The organism is Xanthomonas arboricola pv. juglandis, from assembly GCF_905367715.1.
Lineage (GTDB): Bacteria > Pseudomonadota > Gammaproteobacteria > Xanthomonadales > Xanthomonadaceae > Xanthomonas > Xanthomonas arboricola.
On record NZ_HG999362.1, the window covers coordinates 1,107,846 to 1,127,280 of the forward strand.

20 protein-coding genes are annotated in these 19,435 nt (G+C 66.5%); 9 read left to right on the top strand and 11 right to left on the bottom strand.

Features of this window, described 5'->3' with window-relative positions; genetic code table 11:
• Positions 1–61: 61 nt before the first annotated feature.
• The 5 genes from ubiH (at position 62) to KHN93_RS04640 (ending at position 4,962) form a co-directional block, all read left to right on the top strand.
• Complete coding sequence (gene ubiH / locus KHN93_RS04620) at positions 62–1,270, top strand: 2-octaprenyl-6-methoxyphenyl hydroxylase (RefSeq protein ID WP_104560203.1); 1,209 nt, start codon at positions 62–64, stop codon at positions 1,268–1,270.
• A complete protein-coding gene (locus KHN93_RS04625) occupies positions 1,267–2,448 on the top strand; it encodes a UbiH/UbiF family hydroxylase (RefSeq protein ID WP_104560204.1) in 1,182 nt (393 codons plus the stop codon). The genes ubiH and KHN93_RS04625 overlap by 4 nt, the downstream gene beginning before the upstream one ends.
• Positions 2,449–2,562: 114 nt before the next feature.
• A complete protein-coding gene (locus KHN93_RS04630; RefSeq protein ID WP_104560205.1) occupies positions 2,563–3,285 on the top strand; it encodes an alpha/beta fold hydrolase in 723 nt (240 codons plus the stop codon).
• A gap of 85 nt (positions 3,286–3,370) precedes the next feature.
• A complete protein-coding gene (locus KHN93_RS04635; protein WP_104560206.1) occupies positions 3,371–3,802 on the top strand; it encodes a nuclear transport factor 2 family protein in 432 nt (143 codons plus the stop codon).
• Positions 3,803–3,927: 125 nt separating this feature from the next.
• On the top strand, positions 3,928–4,962 hold the full coding sequence (locus KHN93_RS04640; protein ID WP_212579194.1) for a SphA family protein: 1,035 nt from the start codon (positions 3,928–3,930) through the stop codon (positions 4,960–4,962).
• A 220-nt stretch (positions 4,963–5,182) separates the two neighbouring features.
• On the opposite strand, the gene KHN93_RS04645 is transcribed toward KHN93_RS04640, so the two are convergent.
• A complete protein-coding gene (locus tag KHN93_RS04645; protein WP_039530577.1) occupies positions 5,183–5,857 on the bottom strand; it encodes a GntR family transcriptional regulator in 675 nt (224 codons plus the stop codon).
• 235 nt (positions 5,858–6,092) lie between these two features.
• On the opposite strand from KHN93_RS04645, the gene KHN93_RS04650 reads away from it, so the two are divergent.
• From KHN93_RS04650 to KHN93_RS04660, 3 genes are all read left to right on the top strand, one after another.
• Positions 6,093–6,998, top strand: coding sequence for a gallate dioxygenase (locus KHN93_RS04650; RefSeq protein WP_024938270.1), 906 nt, complete (start codon positions 6,093–6,095; stop codon positions 6,996–6,998).
• 10 nt (positions 6,999–7,008) lie between these two features.
• Complete coding sequence (locus tag KHN93_RS04655; protein WP_039523676.1) at positions 7,009–7,368, top strand: protocatechuate 3,4-dioxygenase; 360 nt, start codon at positions 7,009–7,011, stop codon at positions 7,366–7,368.
• 66 nt (positions 7,369–7,434) lie between these two features.
• Complete coding sequence (locus tag KHN93_RS04660; protein ID WP_104560208.1) at positions 7,435–8,436, top strand: LysR substrate-binding domain-containing protein; 1,002 nt, start codon at positions 7,435–7,437, stop codon at positions 8,434–8,436.
• 194 nt (positions 8,437–8,630) lie between these two features.
• Here the strand turns inward: KHN93_RS04660 and KHN93_RS04665 are convergent, their stop codons facing one another.
• The 7 genes from KHN93_RS04665 to KHN93_RS04695 form a co-directional block, all read right to left on the bottom strand.
• On the bottom strand, positions 8,631–10,109 hold the full coding sequence (locus tag KHN93_RS04665) for an AMP-binding protein (RefSeq protein ID WP_104560209.1): 1,479 nt from the start codon (positions 10,107–10,109) through the stop codon (positions 8,631–8,633).
• A 204-nt stretch (positions 10,110–10,313) separates the two neighbouring features.
• Positions 10,314–11,783, bottom strand: a complete 1,470-nt coding sequence (locus KHN93_RS04670; RefSeq protein WP_104560210.1) for an aldehyde dehydrogenase — start codon at positions 11,781–11,783, stop codon at positions 10,314–10,316.
• An 83-nt stretch (positions 11,784–11,866) separates the two neighbouring features.
• Positions 11,867–12,694, bottom strand: a complete 828-nt coding sequence (locus tag KHN93_RS04675; RefSeq protein WP_016900748.1) for a p-hydroxycinnamoyl CoA hydratase/lyase — start codon at positions 12,692–12,694, stop codon at positions 11,867–11,869.
• A gap of 34 nt (positions 12,695–12,728) precedes the next feature.
• Complete coding sequence (locus KHN93_RS04680) at positions 12,729–13,202, bottom strand: MarR family winged helix-turn-helix transcriptional regulator (protein ID WP_024938266.1); 474 nt, start codon at positions 13,200–13,202, stop codon at positions 12,729–12,731.
• A gap of 145 nt (positions 13,203–13,347) precedes the next feature.
• A complete protein-coding gene (locus KHN93_RS04685; RefSeq protein WP_039530569.1) occupies positions 13,348–13,743 on the bottom strand; it encodes an EF-hand domain-containing protein in 396 nt (131 codons plus the stop codon).
• A gap of 203 nt (positions 13,744–13,946) precedes the next feature.
• On the bottom strand, positions 13,947–14,669 hold the full coding sequence (locus tag KHN93_RS04690; RefSeq protein ID WP_016900745.1) for a hypothetical protein: 723 nt from the start codon (positions 14,667–14,669) through the stop codon (positions 13,947–13,949).
• Between the two features lie 81 nt (positions 14,670–14,750).
• On the bottom strand, positions 14,751–15,653 hold the full coding sequence (locus KHN93_RS04695) for an SMP-30/gluconolactonase/LRE family protein (RefSeq protein ID WP_104560211.1): 903 nt from the start codon (positions 15,651–15,653) through the stop codon (positions 14,751–14,753).
• A gap of 260 nt (positions 15,654–15,913) precedes the next feature.
• Here KHN93_RS04695 and KHN93_RS04700 point away from each other — a divergent pair, with 260 nt between their 5' ends.
• Positions 15,914–17,023 (top strand): Gfo/Idh/MocA family protein, encoded by a 1,110-nt coding sequence (locus tag KHN93_RS04700; protein WP_047124658.1) that lies wholly within the window; start codon positions 15,914–15,916, stop codon positions 17,021–17,023.
• A 304-nt stretch (positions 17,024–17,327) separates the two neighbouring features.
• On the opposite strand, the gene rlmM is transcribed toward KHN93_RS04700, so the two are convergent.
• Genes rlmM through KHN93_RS04715 form a run of 3 tightly spaced genes read right to left on the bottom strand, consistent with a single transcriptional unit; the run spans position 17,328 to position 19,384 of the window.
• Positions 17,328–18,371, bottom strand: coding sequence for a 23S rRNA (cytidine(2498)-2'-O)-methyltransferase RlmM (gene rlmM / locus KHN93_RS04705; protein WP_024938262.1), 1,044 nt, complete (start codon positions 18,369–18,371; stop codon positions 17,328–17,330).
• A gap of 36 nt (positions 18,372–18,407) precedes the next feature.
• Positions 18,408–18,968 (bottom strand): nucleoside deaminase, encoded by a 561-nt coding sequence (locus KHN93_RS04710; RefSeq protein ID WP_212579195.1) that lies wholly within the window; start codon positions 18,966–18,968, stop codon positions 18,408–18,410.
• Positions 18,968–19,384, bottom strand: coding sequence for a hypothetical protein (locus KHN93_RS04715; RefSeq protein ID WP_212579196.1), 417 nt, complete (start codon positions 19,382–19,384; stop codon positions 18,968–18,970). Before KHN93_RS04715 ends, KHN93_RS04710 begins: the two co-directional genes overlap by 1 nt.
• Positions 19,385–19,435: the final 51 nt, after the last annotated feature.

Sequence of the window (19,435 nt, forward strand, 5' to 3'; positions counted from 1 at the left end):
GCGGCAAGCTGTCCCACCCGCTCGCGGCAACGGGTCATGGGCGAAGGCTTATCATGTGGCAATGACACATCCACATGACGTTCTGATCGTCGGCGGCGGCCTGGTCGGCTCCAGCCTGGCGATTGCGCTGGACCGCATCGGCCTGGATGTCGGGCTGGTGGAAGCCACCCCGGCCGGCACGCCGCCAGCGGTGTTCGACCAGCGCAACCTGAGTTTTGCCGCCGCCACCGTCAATGCGCTGAGCGTGCTGGGGGTGATGGCCAAGCTGCGCAGCGCCCCTGGGCCGATCCGGCGCATCCACGTCAGCCGGGCCGGCGACTTCGGCCGTGTGCAGCTGGACGCGGCCGATTACGGCCGCGACAGCTTCGGCCAGGTGGTGGTGGCGCGCGATTTCGGTGAGGCCTTGCAGGCACGCCTGGACGAGCTGATTCGGCTGCGCCGCTATCGCCCGGCACGCTGCATCGGGGTCGAGCCGGTGCAGGACGGTCTGCGTGCGCTGCGGATTGCCACCGCCGATGGCGAGCAACGCCTGCAGGCCCGGCTGGTGGTCGGCGCCGACGGCACCCATAGCGCAGTGCGCGAGCTGCTGCATATCGGCAGCGATGCGCACGACTTCCTGCAGACCTTGTTCGTGGCGCGGGTGCGTGCCTCCCGCCCACCGGATGGCACCGCCTGGGAGCGCTTCGGCGAACACGGGCCGACTGCGCTGCTGCCGCGCGGCGACCGCCATTACGGCGCGATCCACTGCGTGGCGCGCGCCGAGGCCGAGGCGGTGGCCGCACTCGACGAGACCAGCTGGCTGGCCCGGTTGCAGCGGGCGGCCGGATGGCGCGCCGGGCGCTTTGTCGCCAGCGGCGAGCGCAGCGCTTACCCGCTGGTGCAGGTGCTGGCCAACGAGCTAGTCGCCGAGCGCGTGGTGCTGCTGGGCAACGCCGCGCAGACGCTGCATCCGATTGGCGCGCAAGGCTTCAACCTCGGCTTGCGCGATGCACTGACGCTGGCCGAACTGATCGAGCACGATCGCAGCGATGCCGGCGCGGGTGCGTTGTTGGCAGAGTATCTGGCACGCCGACGCGTGGACCGCGAGCAGACCATCGGGTTTTCCAGCGGTCTGGCGCGGCTCACCGGCAATCCGGCGCCGTTGCTGCGGCCGTTGCGCAGCCTCGGCCTGCTCGCCACCTCGCAGGCGGCGCCGCTGCAGTCGATGCTGGTCGGCGGGGCGATGGGTTTCCGGGGTGATGTGCCGCAGTTGTGCAGGGGCGTCGCATGAGTCGCCGTGGTAGCCGCGATGCCTTGATCGTCGGCGGTGGCGTGGTTGGTGCTGCCTGCGCGCTGGCGCTGGCCGATGCCGGCCTGAGCGTGGCCCTGATCGAGGGCCGCGAGCCCGCGCGCTGGCGGGCCGACCAGTCCGATTTACGCGTCTATGCCTTCGCCGCCGACAATGCCGCATTGCTCGACAGCCTGGGCGTATGGTCCTTGGTGCGCGCTGCCCGCGTGCAGCCGTACCGGCGCATGCGGGTCTGGGATGCGGCCGGTGGCGGCGAGCTGAGCTTCGATGCCGACACCCTGGGCCGCGAACAACTCGGCTGGATCATCGAACACGCGGTGCTGGTCGATCGCCTGTGGGCCGCCGTGCACGCGGCCGGCATCGAGGTGCATTGCCCGGCACGCGTGGTCGAGCTGGAGCAGGATGCACATAGCGTGCGCCTGCGCCTGGACGATGGCAGCCGCCTGGAAGCGGCGCTCGCCATCGCTGCCGACGGCGCCGCATCGACCCTGCGCGAGCTCGCCGGTCTGCCGGTGTCGCGGCATGCCTACGCGCAGCGCGGCGTGGTCGCCTTCGTGGAGACCGAGCAGCCGCATCAGGCCACTGCCTGGCAGCGTTTCCTGACCACCGGCCCGCTGGCATTCCTGCCGTTCGCCGATGGCCGCAGTTCGATCGTCTGGACCTTGCCGGATGACGAGGCCGCGCGCGTGCTGGCGCTGGACGATGCCGACTTCTCGCGCGAGCTGACCCAGGCCTTTGCGGCGCGGTTGGGGCAGGTGCGGGTGGTCTCCGCGCGCACGGCGTTTCCGCTGCAACGGCAACTGGTGGAGCAATACGTCAGTGGCCGCGTGCTGACCTTGGGCGATGCCGCGCACGTGGTGCATCCGCTGGCCGGGCAGGGCGTCAATCTGGGCCTGCGCGATGTCGCTGCGTTGCGCGATGAAGTGCGCAATGCGCTGGCAAAGCGTGCGGACTGGGCTGCCCCGCATCGGCTGCAGCGCTGGGCGCGTACCCGGCGCAGCGAGAACACCGTGGCCGCCTATGGCTTCGATGCGATCAACACGGTGTTCTCCAACGACGACATGCACCTGACCCTGTTGCGCGGGTCGGTGCTCGGGCTGGCCGGCACGTTGCCGCCGCTGGTCGATGTGCTGTGGAAGCGCGCCTCCGGCAGCGCGTGATCGCCTGACGGCCGACGCGTACGGCGTCGGCCATGTCTTGGTATGTTGATTCGCTTATAACGCGGGCAGCATGTTCCATACGACGGGCGAAGCCGGCGTGGCTACAGTCGAGCCATGTCATCTTCCACAACCCGTTCGTCCAAGCCCGGCCTGCTGCTGCTCTGCGGCCTGCTCTGCGACGCCAGCATCTGGCAGCCGCAACGCGCGGCGCTGAGCGATCTGGCCGAGGTGCAGGTGCTGGACTTCGCCGGCTTCGACAGCATCGTGCAGATGGCGGCACACGTACTGGCCGTCGCTCCGCCGCAGTTCGCAGTGGCCGGCCATTCGATGGGCGGGCGGGTGGCGCTGGAGATCATGCGCCAGGCGCCGCAACGGGTGCAGCGCCTGGCCTTGCTGGACACCGGCATCGCGCCACGCCGCGACGGCGAGCGTGAGCAGCGCGCGGCGCTGGTGCGGCTTGCGCACACCCAAGGCATGCAGGCGCTGGCACGGCAATGGCTGCCGCCGATGCTGCATCCGGATCGGCACGCCGATGCCGGGCTGATGAACCCACTGATCGCGATGGTGCAGCGGCACAGCGTGCAGGACTACGCCGGCCAGATCGAAGCCTTGCTGGAGCGCCCCGATGCCGCGCCGGTGCTGGCGCAGATCCGCTGCCCGACCTTGCTGGGCGTGGGTCGGCAGGACGTCTGGAGCCCCCTGGCCCAGCACCAGCAGATGGCGCAGCAGATCCTGCACGCACGGCTGGTGGTCTTCGAAAACAGCGGGCATATGGCGCCGCTGGAAGCGCCCGCGGCCGTCAGTGCAGCAATGCGCGACTGGCTGCAGGACGCGTGATGGCGGCCCGGTCTGGCTGGCGGCGCGTGCGCTGCTGTCGCTGACCAGGCGTGTCGGTTCTTCAGCAACGACCCGAGGAGGCTGCATGTCCGACGATGCATCGATCATCATTGCCTGCGAGCAGGTGATTCGCCAATTCGCACTGCTCAACGATCGTCACGATCACGACGGCCTCGCCGCATTGTTCACTGCCGACGGCGTGTTCGCCCGCCCCAGTGCGCCGGAGCTGCCGGTGCATGGACGCGAGGCGATTCTGCAATCGTTCCGCGCCCGCCCGCCGCGTACCACCTGTCACCTGATGCTCAACACCCTGGTCAGCATCCAGTCGCCGACCCTGGCGCATGCGCACAGCAAGGTCCTGCTCTACACCGCTGCAGACACCTCGACAGCGCCGCCCTGGACGACCCAATCGCCAGCGTTGCTCGGCAGTTTCGACGACGTGCTGGTGCAGGAGCAGGGGCGCTGGTTGTTCAAGCAGCGGCTTGGCGCCTTGCTGATGCGCATCGGCGCTGACTGATCGCTGCCTCGAACCCATCCAACGACGCACGGACGGCGCAGTCGCCGCCGCCGCGTACCGCAGCACCGCTTTCCTCCCCCACGTCGCGCCGCAGTCATCCATCCATCGCATTGGAGAATCGCCTAGTGGAACGCGTGAGCTCATCTGCCTGCTGTGCCGTTGCACCGCCACGGTTACCGTCGTACCGGCGCCGCGTCCTGACCTTGCTGACACTGCTTGGCGCCGGCGTGCCCGTTGCGGCATCCGCACAAGCGGTGCCGGAAACCGCTGCACCGCCGCAGGGCATCAACCTTGGCGGGACGAGTTTTCTCGATGGCTTCGGCTCCTCGACGCCGGGCTGGACGGTGATCGAGTATCTGCGCCACTACGACTTCGATGCGATCAAGGACGCGCGCGGCGACGATTCGGCCGCCTTCCGCGACCCCAAGGTTGGTGTCAGCGTCCTGCTGACTCAGCTGATCTACGTCACGCCCTATCGGTGGAAGCGCGCGTCGCTGAGCCTCAATGCGATCGTGCCGCTGGTCAACTACGACATGTCCTTCGCCGCAGACAGCCCTGTGCAGTTGCGCGGCAACGGGTTCGGGATGGGCGACATCTCCTTCGGCCCGGCGCTGCAGATCGACCCGGTAATGCGCAACGGGCGAATCCTGTTCTTCCAGCGGTTTGCGATCGATGCGTTTGCTCCGGTGGGCAAGTTCGATCGCGATGTCGCGATCAACCAGAGCACCGGATTCTGGTCGGTGGCGCCGCATTGGGCGTTCACCGTGCAACCCAGCGACAACTGGGAGATCAGCATGCGGCTGAACTATCTCTACAATTTCCGCACCGATCGCGCCGGCGGCGTACCGCCGATCCCGGGATTCCGTTTTCGCAATGGTCAGGCCGGCAATGTGCTGTGGGCCAACCTGGCCAGCTCGGTGAAGGTCAGCGAGCAACTGCGCCTGGGCATCAACGGGTACTACCTGCAGCAGCTGAAGGACAACCGCACCAACGGGCAGCGTGTACCCGACAGCAAACGCATGCAGTTTTATCTCGGGCCAGGGTTGTCCTGGCGGCTGGATGCCAACAACCTGCTGAATTTCAATGTCTATCTGCCGGTAGAGGTGAAGAATTCGGTGGCCGGCACCAGCGTCAACCTGATGTTCGTGCATTCCCTCTAGCGTGGACTCTCTGGCGTGGAAATCCGCACGTATCCGCAGCATGCACCCCTGCGCGTCTGCGTGCGTGCTGCGGCGCAGACGAAAGCAGCACGCTGCTGCAGGCAACGCTGCATGCAGCGCAAGGCTGGGTAGTCCTACGTTCGAGTTTTGAGCTGTGCAGGCTGCTGCGCCAGGCCAGGCCTAGCCAGTGCACTCTGTCCGCGCCAAACCCGTGCGCGCGTCAGATGCCCATGCTGTGGCGCTGGGTATTGGCGTGCTCGCGGAACAACAGCTCGGCACGCGCGCCATCGCGTTGTTCGATGGCCGAGACGATGGCGCCGTGCTGCCGGTGTCCGTAGTACAGATCGTCGTAGGCCAGGGTGGGTGAGCGTTGGCCGAACACCACATTGACCGGGCTGACGAAGGGCACCACGGTGCACCGGTCCACGGTCTCGGTCAGGATCGGCTTGTTGGCGGCCACCACGATGGCGCGGTGGAAGCGGGCATTCATCGCGCCATAGGCCTGCTCGTCGTCGGCATCCAGGCTGCGCGTGGCCAGGATCCGGTCGCCTTCGCCCAGACAGGCATGCAGCGTGGCCAGCAACGCAGCCGAGGCGCCCTGTTCGGCGACGGCGCGTGCGGCCATGCCTTCCATCAGGGCACGCACCGCCAGGGCGTCCAGGCTCTCCTGCTGGCTGAAACGTCGCACCGCATAGCCGCGGTTGCCGGCCTGCACAAGAAGGCCTTCCTGGCACAGCGCCGGCAGGGCCTGACGGATGGGGGTGCGCGAGATGGCCAGTCGCTCGGCCAGCGCGGCCTCGGTGATGCGCTCACCGGGGGCGAAGGTGCCGCACAGGATCAGTTCGCGTAGCTGCTGGACCGCTTGCAATCGGTGGTTGTTCGCCATTGGCTCCATTCTCTCGCGCCGTACTGCAGCGCACGTTCCTTCGAAGGGGAAAACTCGCAAAACCGGTATAAAAACCTTGCAGATGAGAGCGCTTGGTGGCACTTTGGATCCCAAGGATACCGTTTTGGCGGTCCGGAGTGGCTGGTCGGCGTTGTTGGGATCCCAAGGCGGGACGGATTTCGACTCAATCAATGATGCGCAATCGGCCAGCAGCGGTGGCCGGCGTGCATCGCAGGAGTGCAGCATGGCAAGCATCATCGGCGGCATCGGAACCTCGCACGTTCCCACCATCGGGGTGGCCTACGACAAGGGCAAACAGCAGGATCCATTGTGGAAGCCGTTGTTCGACGGCTACACACCGGTGGCTGCCTGGTTGGCCGAACAGCAGGCAGACGTGCTGGTGTTCTTCTACAACGACCATTGCACGACGTTCTTCTTCGACCTGTATCCGACCTTCGCCCTGGGCATCGGCGAGCGCTTCCCGGTGGCCGACGAAGGCGCAGGGCTGCGCAACCTGCCGCCGATCCGCGGCGATGTGCAATTGCAGGCGCATATCGCCGAGTGTCTGGTCAACGACGAGTTCGATCTGACGGTCTTTCAGGACAAGCCGATCGACCATGGCTGCGCGGCGCCGCTGCCGTTGCTGTGGCCGCACGTGCCGGACTGGCCGGGCACGGTGGTGCCGATCGCGATCAACGTGCTGCAGTACCCGCTGCCGACCGCGCGCCGCTGCTACCGCCTGGGCCAGGCGGTGCGGCGGGCGATCGAATCCTATCCGGAAGATCTTAGGGTGGTGGTAGTGGGCACCGGCGGGCTGTCGCATCAGATCCACGGCGAGCGCACTGGTTTCAACAACACCGACTGGGACATGGAATTTCTGGACCGCTTCCAGCATGCGCCGGAAACGCTGACCGATCTCACCCACACCGATTACGTGCGCCTGGGCGGCGCCGAGAGCGTGGAGCAGATCATGTGGCTGGCGATGCGTGGCGCGCTGGGCGGGCCGATCCGCAAGCTGCATCAGAACTACTACCTGATGACCACCACTGCGATGACGGTAGTGTTGTACGAGCCGGGCGTCGAAGCCGCTGACGCGCCGTCTTCGGCGCAATTGCTCGCGCACGCCACGTCTACCGCGAATGCTGCATGAGGGCCGGCCGATGAATCCGCAAGTACAGGGCATGGACCAGATCGGCGGCACTTACCTGTTCGATCTGCGCACCAGCAACCGCGCGTTGCGCATCAACCGATTCTTCTGGCATATGATCCGCGCCCCATGGCGCGACCGCTTTCTGGAAGATTCCGAAACCCTGATGCAGGAAGCCGGCCTCACCGAGCATGAAAAGGCGCTGATCCGTGCACGCGACTGGCTCGGCCTGGTGCAGTACGGCGCCAATTTCTTCGTCATCGAAAAATTCGCCCGCGTGGTGCGCATGACCAATCTGCAGGTCTACGCCATCATGCGTGGCGAATCCTTCGAAGACTTCATGCAGACCCGGCGTGTACCCGATGCACGCTGAGCTGCAGGCGGCGGCCAAGTGCCGTCCCGCCGCATTCCCCGACTTCCCAACGTAAGGTCTACCCCCATGACCATGTCCTCCGTGTTCTTCGAACACCGCATCAAGGTCCGGCATCTACGTGTCATCGAGGCGCTGGACCGGCAGAAAAGCCTGCTCCGCGCCTCACGCGTCTTGAACGTCACCCAGCCCGCATTGACGCGTGCCCTGCAGGAGATCGAAGAGATCGTCGGCGCGCCGCTGTTCGAGCGCCATTCGCGCGGCGTGCGCCCCAATGCGATGGGCGAGGTGCTGGTACAGACCGCGCATGTCGTGCTCGGCCAGTTGCGCCGCGCGCAGGACACCTTCGAGGGGCTGCTGCAGGACGATGCGCTCACCATCACCGTGGGCGCGTTGCCGGTCGCTGCCAGCGGCCTGTTGCCGGCCGTGCTGGCCGCCTTGTATCGCGCCGAACCCACGCTGCGGGTACGCCTGCTGCATGGGCGCACCGACGAACTGCTGCCCAAGCTGGCCGGCAACGAGATCGACCTGGTGGTGGGCCGGCTGTATCCGCTGGCCCGCTACGACGCGTTGATCCGCAAGGTGCTGTACCAGGATCCGATCGCGCTGGTGGCGCGCAGCGATCACCCCCTGTTTGCCAACGGCCAGGTGCGCATTGCCGAAGCCGCTGCGTATCGCCAGGTGCTGCCGACACTGAGCCAGCACGTCGAGCGCGACGTGGCGCAGGTGATGCGCGAGCACGGGCTGGCCACGCGCGATCAGCTGCGTTCCAGTTCGGCCAGCTTTACCCGCGAGATCCTGCTCGGCACCGACAGCATCGCGGTGATGCCGAGCATGATGGTGGCCGGGGATATCGCACGCGGCGAGCTGCACGCCTTCCAGCTGCAGCAGCCGTCGCAGGCGCGCGCAGGCGGGGTGATCTATCGCGATGGCAGTGCCATCCACAAGCCCGGCGTGCGCCTGTTGATGCGCGAACTGGAACACCAGTTGGCGGTCATGGCCGAACAGGGGGCGGTGTGGGTGGACGACCAGATCAGCGAGGACAACCTGTTGCTGGGCGAGTCCGCGTGATCGATTGAGCGCGCATGCGCGGCGCAAGCCGCTGCCGTGTCGCGATGGCGCTGGAGTGCGGCATGCACACAACGGGCAGCTCAGGCTGCCCGTTGTGCTGTCTGGCATCGGCCGCTGCCGTGTCGCTGTTGTGGCGGGGCAGCAACCTGCGGGTCACTGCCGGCTGCTCGCGGCGTAATCCACATCCGGGCGCATCACGCTTCGGTGGCCAGCGCATCTTTCAGGCGCGCCTTCTGCAGCTTGCCGGTCGCGGTCCGCGGCAGCGCCTCGACCACGCGCAGGTGCTTGGGCACCTTGTACTTGGCCAGTCGTTCGATCAGATAGGCGCGGATCTGCTCCAGATCCGGCGTCTCGTCGGCCGGCACGATCGCTAGGTAGCCCACCTCTCCCCACTGCGGGTCGGCGATCCCCACCACTGCGCATTCGCGTACCTGCGGGTGATCGGCAAGCAGCGCTTCGATCTCGGCCGGATACACGTTCTCGCCGCCGGAAATGAACATGTCCTTCTTGCGATCGACGACCCAGAAGAACCCGTCGGCATCGCGTCGCACGATGTCGCCGGTGCGGAACCAGCCGTGCTCGTCGAGCGCAGCGGCGCTTGCCTGCGGGTCGCGCCAGTAGCCGGGGCTGAGGTTGGCGCCGCGCAACAACAGCTCGCCGGGCATGCCGACCGGGCAGTCGTTGCCATCGCCATCGACCACGCGCGTCTGCACTGCAGGGGTCGAGATGCCGACCGCGCCCAGCTTGTCGCGGATCACCGCGCAGTCCACCGACATGCCGAACACCGTGCCGGCCTCGCTCATGCCGAAGCCGCTGACCATCGGCACACCGTCGTCCAGCCAGCCGAGCAGGTCATCGCTGGCATGCGGCGCGCCGCCGCTGACCAGCGCGGTGAGATGCCGCAGCGACGCCGCGTCGAAACCGGGCTGGCTGCGGAAGGCCTGCATCATCTGCGGCACGCCGACGTAATGGGTGATGCCCAGCGACTGGTCGCTCAGCCAGCCCAGCGTGCGCCTGGGTTCGAAGCCGTTGGAGACCTGGATCGAGCCGCCCACCGCCAGCACCGGGCGCACGTTGGTGGCCAGGCCGATGATGTGGAACATCGGCGCTTCGCACAGGAAACTGCTGCCGGCATCCACGCGCGTGGTGACGCCGAAGTTGTGCGCCACCTGCTGCAGGTTCTGCTCGCTCAGCATCACGCCTTTGGGCTGGCCGGAGGTGCCCGAGGTAAACAGGATCAGGCTGATGCGTTCGGGGGGAATCGATCCGGTGTCCGCCGGCTCGAGCGTGTTCGCCGCGTCGACGAAGTCGGCCAGCGAGGCGACATCGGTGCGCCCTGCAGCAACGTCGTCGCCCAACAGCAGGCGTGGCTCGGCGCGCTGCAGCAATGCATCCAGTTCGGCCGTGCTCAGCCGCCAGTTCAGCGGCACGTAAATCGCGCCGACGCGTCCACAGGCAAAATGCAGCGCCACCTGCCAGACCGAATTGCGCGCCAGCACGGCGAGCCGTTCGCCATCGATGCAGCCGCGCGCTTGTAGCAAGGCGGCCAGACGGCCGATCAAGACATCCAGTTCTGCGTACGTCCATTGCCGGTCCTGCAGCAGGTCGCGGGCGGCAAGCCGGTGTGGGGTGAGGCGGGCGTGGAAGGAGATCGAGTCGGTCGGCATGGTCATGGCGCTGTCTTCCGAATGCAGATTGGGGGAGTGACTGGCGTGAGTGCGACGGCTGCGGCTGAAGGTTGACGCGTGTGCGAAAACACCTGGCGAACGTTCGCCAGAAAGTGCGAACACACCGCAGGAACCGATGGACAAGGCAGTGCCTGTCGCATCGCGTTGCGACCGCGCTCTGGTGGTTGCGCGGTCGGTGAGCTGAAGGGCCTAATTGAGGTAGATGGTTTTGGTTTCTAGGAAAGCGTGCAGCCCTTCGATGCCGCCTTCGCGGCCGATCCCGGAATGTTTGACCCCGCCGAACGGCATGTCGAAGTCCACCCACATGCCATTGATCGAATGACTACCACTGCGCACGCGGCGGGCGATGCGGTAGGCGCGATCGGGATCCTCGCTGTAGACCGTGCCGTGCAGGCCGAAGTCGCTGGCATTGACCTTGGCGATCAGGTCGGCCTCGTCGTGGTAATCGATGAAGCTCACCACCGGGCCGAAGATCTCTTCGCGGGCGATGGTCATGTCCGGCGTCACCTCGGCAAACACCGTCGGCTCGATGAAGAAACCGCGCGGCAGATGCTTTGGCCGGCCGCCGCCCATGACCAGGCGTGCGCCCTCGGCGCTGCCTTGTGCGATGTAGGACTGCACGCGCTCGAGCTGGCGGCCAAGCGCCAACGGGCCCATGCCGGTCTCGGCTGCGAACGGGTCGCCCAGCTTGAGCGCGCCCACAGCCGCGCAGTACGCCTGCAGGATCTGGTCGCGCCGCTGCGCCGGCACCAGCACGCGGGTGAGCGCGAAGCACACCTGGCCGGTGATCGGCATCGAGTAGGGCACCAGGCTGGGCAGCAGCTTGGCGGTGTCTGCATCATCCAGCACGATCGCAGCCGACTTGCCGCCCAGCTCCAGCCCGACCCGCGCCAGGCGCTCGGCGCAGGCCACCCCGATCAGCCGCCCGGCCTGGGTGGAACCGGTGAAACTCACCTTGTCCACCTGCGGATGGCGGATCAGCTGTTCGCCGACCTCGCGACCGCCCGGCAGCAGATTGAACACGCCATCGGGTACGCCGGCGGCGCTGATGCATTCGGCTAGGATGTAGGCGTCGATCGGCGTTTCCGGTGAGGGTTTGGCCACCACCGTGCAACCGGCCGCCAGGGCCGCAGCGACCTTGTAGCAGAGCAACACCAGCGGTGCGTTCCAGGGAGTGATCGTGGCGACCACGCCTACCGGCTCCTGCACGATATGCACGCGGCCGCCGTTGGCACGTGCACGCGGCTCCACGAATGGGTGGGTTGCGATCAGATCGCCGTAATAGTCGAACAGGCCGGGTGCCTGCTGCGAGGCGCGGCGACTGAAGCCGATGGTGGCGCCGACCTGTCCGGTCCAGGCTTCGGCCAGCTCCGGCAGGCGCGCACGCAACTGTGCGGCCACGCGCTTGAGCACGACGCCACGCTCTTGCGGCGATAGCTGCGGCCAGGGGCCGCTGTCGAACGCGGCACGCGCGGCGGCGATGGCCGCCTCGGTGTCCGCCGGCGAGGGCTCCGTGTAGCGCAGCAGGCGTTGTTCGGTGTGTGGGGCAATCACATCGACGTCGCGATCGCCGCTGCTTGCGCGCCATTGGCCGTCGATGAACAAGCCCAACGGCCCACGCGCGGCGATCCCGCGCAGGGTTGCGGACAAGGCTTCCATACTCCCTCCTCGGTGCAGAAAACCACTGGCAGCGCCAGCGATGCGCGTGCTGCACGCATCGCTTCAGGCGCCGTAGGACGTGCTCAGGCGCTGTTTTTGGTCAGGTCGTATTCGCCCAGGCCAGGCTTGTAGCTCTTCTCGTCGATGAACTGACGGATGCCTTCCTTGCGGGCGTTGTTGTCGAACGAATTGGCCGCTTCCTGCATGCGCACCAGGTAATCTTCGGCTTCGTCGTAGGTCATGGTGCCGACGCGGCGCACTGCGTCCTTTGCATACTTCAGCGCGACCGGATTCTTCTTGAGCAGTAACTGGGCCACTTCGCGGGTGCGTGCTTCCAGCCGTTCCAGCGGCACGCTTTCGTTGACCAGGCGCCATTCGGCGGCCTTTTTGCCGTCGACCATTTCGCCGGTCAGCGTCATCCACATCGCATCGCGCATAGACAGCAGTTCCACCGCGACCTTGGTGACGCCGCCGCCGGGCAGGATGCCCCAGTTGATTTCCGACAGGCCGAACTGCGCCTCGTCGGCGGCGATCGCCAGATCGCAGGCGAACAACGGCCCGAAGCCGCCGCCGAAGCACCAGCCGTTGACCATCGCGATGGTGGGTTTCTGGTACCAGCGCAGGCGGCGGAACCAGCCGTAGGATTCGCGCTGCGAGCGACGCACGCCGCGCAGGCCCTGCGCCTCGGTCTCGCGGAAATATTCCTTCAGGTCCATGCCGGCCGACCAGGCGGTGCCTTCGCCACCGAGCACCAGCACGCCGACGTTGTCGTCGAATTCCAGCTCGTCCAGCACGTCCATCATGCGGCGGTTGAGCGCCGGGCTCATCGCATTGCGTTTGTCGGGGCGTGCGAACTTCACCCAGGCAATGCGGTTTTCGATGCGGACCGATACCACGTCATGCTCGTTCAAGCGGCGTCTCCTTCGAGTCGGTACAGAGTGGAAGTCACAGTTCTTCGGCGAGCGCGGCGTCCGGCACGTTTGCCCGTTCCAACGTGGCGCTGGCGTTCAACTTGCAGAGCAAGCGCAGCAAGGTCTGCTGCTCGCTGGCCTGCAGGCCGGTGCAGGTGCGCGCGACCGCCCGCGCCAGGCAGCCCTGGGCGGTGCCGAGCGTGCGCTCGCCAAGCGGGGTGAGGTACAGGCCCTTGCTGCGTCGGTCGCGGCCGGCCAGGCGCTCGATCAGGCCCTGCTCGGCCAGTGCGTTGGCGATCTTCATGCCGGCAGCGCGATTGACCAGCAGGCGGTTGCCCAGTTCGGTCTGGTCGCAGCCGGGCTGGTCGCGGATGTGGATCAAGGCGGTGACGCGCGCCGGGGTCAGATGCAGTTCGGCCAGTTCCTGGCGCGCGGCATGGCTGGAGGCCAGGGTCGCCAGTTGCAATTGATAGCCAAGGTCTGCGGCAAGGGCCAGGCGAGCGCTCATCGATCCATCCAAATTGTATCCGTTAAATACAATCTAGCCGACCGAAGCGGGCACTGCAAGAGGTTGTGGCGGTCACACACGAAGGGCCGTGCGCGCCTGCGTAGCGCGGACGCGCGCGGCCCTGTTTGCGATGCTGCCGAATGACTTACTGGATCAGCCAGCCGGCCAGCTGTTCGCGGCTCAGGTGGCCGCTGTGCTGGGTGTCGAGCGCGTCGAATTCATCGGCCAGTGCCGGGTTGGCCTGAGCCTCGGCGCGACTGATGCTGCCGTCGCCGTCGGTATCCATGGCCTGGAAGTCGATGCGGTAGCTGCCGACCACGCTGTTGGGCTGGATCGAGCGCACGATCACGCTGGACTCGCCGCGCGGGCGCTCCAGCTGGGCCTGATGGGTGACCTCGCCGCTGGACAGCGGCTGGGTGCGAATCACGTTGGGCACATCGATCAGCGGCATGCTGCTGGCCGGCGTCGGCGCCTGTTGCGCGAGCGCGTGGCCGCCGAGCAGCAGCAATACGGAAAACGAAACGGTACGAACGGTGGTCATCAGATCCCCCTGATGTGGAACAGCCCGCAAGCATAGAGGCTGTCGGGCGTCCTGAGGTGGGCAACGTGCGCTCGATGTCTGACGACAGTGCCTGCATGCACTAGCTGACGGTGCGGCGTGCGCGATGCGGCATCGGCAACCGGGATGGGATCCGGAGCCAATGGCCGTGCCGCAACCTCGTACGCTGCACCCGGGGCAGCGGCTCAGCCGGGGATGAATGGAAACACGATCTTCAACAGGCCCTTCAGACCTCCCTCGGCAGTGCTGGCCACGGCCTTGGCGCCCAGGCTGTTGAGCGCGCGCCGTACGTCTTCCCAACGCACCTGCGCGATGTCCTTCTTCAACAGGTCCGCCACTTCTTCGGCGGTGGGTGTGAGCTTTTGCAGCTCGCGCACGGTGGCCTGCGGATCCGGCTGCAGATAGCCCCAGCGCTCGGCGACTTTCAGCAGCGTGTCGAAGCGCACCGCGACCACTTCGCGATTGCGCTCGTACACCGGCAAGGCACCCACATCCAGGATGGCCTGTTCGAATTGCTGCGCGTCATCCGGGTGTTCGATGCGCACCGCCAGAAAGCCTTCCTTGCGGCTACGCTCGCTGACGTGCTTGGCACCGGAGCGCAGGTTGTCTTCGGTGAGCACGTTGGCGACGATGCGCTGCATTGCCGCGTCGCCTTCTTCGGGCACCAGCGAGCGCCAGCGCGCATAGCCGTCGCGACGCAACGCCTTGACCTTGGCCGAGGTCACCCGCAGCTGCAGCGCGACCATCGCGTTGGAGCTGTTGCGCGAGATGGCGCCGTCGCGTTCGAGCAGCACGAAGATCAGCAATTCCAGATCGCGCTTGGTCAGCGATTGGAATCCCTGCAGCAGGGTCAGGCGCAGGAATTCGTTGCCGAAGGCAGCCGCGTCCTTGAGTTCGATCGGTTGCATGGGGAGTCCTCCACGGGTGACCTGCAGGATGCCAGGACGCTGTTGCGCGACCTGAGAACCGTTGCGACGCGCGCAGCAGTTTCAGCGTCCGGTTTCGCGGCCCGGACGATCGGACCTGAACGTTTCAACTGCGCCACGATCCTGCACGGTGACGAACACCTGTTTGCCATCGGTGCCGCCGAACGCGACGTTGCTGGCCTTGCGGCCCTTCAACGCGACCGTGCGCAGCAACTTGCCCTGCGGCGAGACCACCGCGATCTGCCCGGCATCGTAGCGGGCGATATAGAGGTTGCCGTCGGCATCGCAACGCATGCCATCCATGCCGAAATCCGGGAAGCTGATCAGCAGGCGTTTGTTGCGCAGGCCGCCATCGACGCGGTCGTACACCCACACCTTGCGCGACATGCTTTCGTTGACGTAGAGATGCTTGCCGTCGGGGCTGACGTCCAACCCGTTGGGCGTGGTCATGCCCGATTCCATCAACGCGACGACGCCATCGCGGCTGATGTGCCACAGGCGGCCGCTGTTGTCCTTCCAGTTCGGGTCGCTTGCATAGAAGCTGCCATCGGGCGCAATCGCCAGATCGTTGGGGCCGTCGGCGTCGGGCAGCGAGGCGAAGGTGCTGGCCGCGCGCGTCTGCAGGTTCACCTGCAGGATCTTGTGGCCGGTGAAATCGGCCACGTACATCGTCCCGTCGCGGAAGCGGATGCCATTGCCGGTGCTGCCCTCGGGCAAGTTCACGAAGACCTCTGCCTTGGCGCTGCCATCGGCGTGCAGGGCAATGCGTGCGATGGTGCCGTCCTTGCCCAGATTCACCGCATAGAGCGCGCCATCCGGTCCGGCTGCAGGACCTTCGGCATTGTGGGTGAAGGCGCCATCGCCGATCAGGTCGCGCGCAACGAACGGCGCATCGGCAGCGATCGCCAGCGAGCTGGACAACAGCAACGCCAATGGCAGGAAACGGCGGCGGACGACAGCGGTCATGCGGCATGCTCCAGATGGGATCGTTGCCAGTGTGCCAGAACGTGCGCAGCGGCCATGGCGGTGATCACGCACGATCAAGTAAGGTGCCCGGGCAGCATTGGCCGTCGAGCGACCAACAGCAGCACTGCGCCCACCTGCGGGCAGTGTGATTGGGCGCGGTGCGGCATGTACCCACTGACACTCCGGTGCGAGTGTGTTGTCGTCGCTGACGAACGCACGCGATGGTGTCAGCCGCTCTCAATCTTGCCAAGGAGGTTTGCATGTCCGTGGAATCGATCACACGTCGCCGTTTGCTCGCCGCGTTCGGCGGTGCTGGCATCCTGCTTGCTGCGCCCGGCTGGGCATTGCCGAAGAAAAAGCCGGGCAAACCGCTCAACGTGGCATTGGCCGGCCTGGGCAGTTATGCCAGCGAACAGCTCGCGCCGGGCCTGGCATTGACCAAGCATTGCAAGCTGGCCGGTATCGTCACCGGCACGCCCGCGAAGATTCCGCAGTGGCAGGCCAAGTACGGCATCGCCGATCGCAATGTCTACAACTACGAGAACTTCGACCGGATCGCCGACAACGACGACATCGACGTGGTCTACATCGTCACGCCGACCCATCTGCATGCGCCGCTGACGCTGCGCGCGGCGGCGGCCGGCAAGCACGTCTGGTGCGAAAAGCCGATGGCGATGCATGCCGGCGAATGCGAGGCGATGATCGCGGCGTGCAAGCGCAACAAGGTGGCGCTGACGATCGGTTACCGCATGCAGCACGAACCCAACACGCGTCGCCTGATCGCGATGGCCAGCGAGAAACCGTTCGGCGCGATGCAGCGTGTGCGCGCCGAGGCCGGGTACAACGGCTATCACGATGCGACCAAGGCCGATCGTCCGTGGCGCTTGCGCTCCCAGTTCGGCGGGGGGGCGATGTACGACATGGGCGTGTATCCGCTCAATGCCGCGCGCTACACGGTGGGCAGCGAGCCGTTGGCCGTGACCGCCAAGCGCTGGACCGATCGCCCCGAACTGTTCGACGAAGTCGACGAGCATATGGACTTCACCCTGGAATTCCCGAACGCGGTGCGTGCCGAGTGCAAGACCAGCTTCGGGAACAACATGAATGTGCTGCGTGCCGAATGCGAGCGCGGCTGGTATGAGTTGTCGCCGTTCCAGAGCTACCAGGGCGTGACCGGCAAGGCCAGCGACGGGCGCGTGTTCGACGCCAAGGTGCCGCACCAGCAGGCACTGCAGATGGACGAGGACGCGCTCGCGATCATCAATGGCACTCCGCTGCGTGCGCCGGGCGAAGAAGGCCTGCGCGACATCCGCATCGTCGATGCGATCTACCGCTCGGCCCGCGAGGGCAGCAAGCGAATCGTGCTCTGATCGCGCCTAAGCTTCGTCAATCAACGGAGCTTCCCGCCGAAGCGAAACGAGCAGGCTGGCGCGCACCAGCCTGCCACGATGGAGTCCCCAAGGGCCGTGCAGTCGACTACCAAAAAGCGGCTACCCAGCAATCACGCCGGATTGCCATCAGTGCGACTGGCGCAGGTGAATCACCACACCAGCTCCCGCGATACCCGCCAGCACCCACCGCAATAACAACGCCACCAATCCGCGCTTTTACGATTCCCGATTCCCGAATCCCAGCTCTTACGATTCCCCAATCCCGATTCCCGAATCCCAGCTCCTAATCCCGCATCGCCAACACCGTGATCTCCTCACGATCGTGATACAGCTGCTTGGCACGCACGATCAGCGATTTCTCGGCCTGCTGCTCGAACAGGTCCAGGCACAGGCGGGTCTCGTCCCAGCGCTTTTTCATCGGCAGCTTGAGGTTGAAGATGGTGTTGCGGCACCAGCCTTCGCGGATCCAGGTGGCCATGCGTTCGGCCACGCGGCGCGGTTGCTCGACCATGTCGCAGACCATCCAGTCCAGTGCCTGCGCAGGCTTCCAATGAAAACCGTCGGCGCGCAGATGCTCGACCAGGCCGGTCTCCAGCACATGCTCGCGTAGCGGGCCGTTGTCGACGCTGGTGACATGCACGTGCTGGCGGGTGAGCACCCAGGTCCAGCCGCCGGGGGCTGCGCCCAGGTCGGCGGCGCGCATGCCGGGCTTGACCAGCGCTTCGCGTTCGTCCGGTGCGAGCAGGGTGAGCAGGGCTTCGTCGAGTTTGAGCGCCGAGCGCGATGGCGCCTCCGGCAACAGCTTCAAACGTGGAATACCCAGAGGCCAGGGCGCGCTGTCGGCACTGTCGGCCACCGCCAGCAAGGCGTGGTCGCCATCGAGAAAACAGATATGCAGCCGTGCCAGGCGCGGTTGCGGCTTGTCGGTGAGCAGGCCGGCCTTGCGCAAGGCCGGGCGCAAGGCGTTGCCGAAGCTGCGTGCCAGCCCTGCCAGCGGCTTGCCCGCGTCCGAATCCGGGTGTTCCACCCACAGATCGCCGAAACGCGGCTGGCCTTCCAGGGCGGCCAGGATCGGCGTGATGCGGTCCTTGGGGTCGATGCCCTTGAGTTCGGCAATCACCACCAGCTTCTGCCGCGCGAAGATCAGCTCGCGCCAGTGCAGCCTGGCAGCCAGTTGTGCGGCCTCATCGCAGACGAACAGCACATAGCCGTCGTTGCGCTGGGTACGCGCATAGCCGGCGATGCCGACGAATGCGGCGCGCGCGCTCAACTCGGCGGCCAGCTCCGGCTCGAAGCCCTGGCGGCAGTAACACAGTAGGCCGCTCATCGCAGTGCCTGGCGTGCGCGATCGCTGCGGGGCAGATCAATAATGGTCACCGCCGCCCTCGCCATAGTTGCGCAGTACCGCGCAGGCCTGGTCGCGATGCACGTCGCGCACCACCTCGATGCCGCGGCGGGTGAGCTCGCCCACCCAGTCGGTAGGCAGCGGGCCTTCGTCGAATTCGGTCAGCGCCATCACGTCTTCGGCGCGTGCGCCGATCAGCAGGCGGTCGATGCCGGCCCACACCGTGGCGCCGTAGCACTGGCAGCACGGCTGCGCGGAGGTGGCCAGCGTTACCGGCGACAGCACATCGTTCAGGCGCGGCGTCTGCAGGCGCTGCTGCGCGAGCATGTAGGCCATGTTTTCGGCATGCGCCAGCGAGGTGGTCTGCGGCACCACGCGGTTCACCGCCGCGGCGACGATGCGGTGATCCGGGCCGAACACGACCGCACCGAACGGGCCGCCGCTGCGCTCCTGCACATTCATCCGCGACAGTTCGATTGCCAGCGCCACCTTGTCCTCGTCGCTGGGATAGGCGCGGCTGTCGTCGACATGCGCGTGGATCCAGTCGGGCAGCGTGAGGTGGACTTGCGCGTAAAGCATCAGTGGACCATTTCTGTAGAGGGGGGAGCGGGGCGCAGTGTATCGGCCTGGGCGTCCTTTGCGGCACATTGCCCGGCCACGCACTGGCAGGCGCTGATCTCGCGGAAGCCGCATACGCTCATCATGCCGCTGGCCTGGCACTGCGCAATCACGCCTTTGGGGTCAGTGGCACTGTTGACGTTGACGCAGGCCGGGAAGGCGCCGCAGCAGTTGCCGACGTTCTTCACCGTGCAATCGGCGTCGGTGCGGCAGGTGGTGGTCACGGTGACCGGTTTGCCGGTGGCCGGGCCGCTTGCCGAGCCGGTCGCCGGAGGCGGCGCGGCGGTATCGGCCGGTGGTGCGGCCACGCAGCCGATCGACACCAGGCAGGCCAGCAGCAACAGCGTGCTCAGACACCGGGACAAAAGACGGGACATGCGGCCGCTCCGATCAGGACAGGTGAGCGGCCATGGTAAGCCCCGGATGCG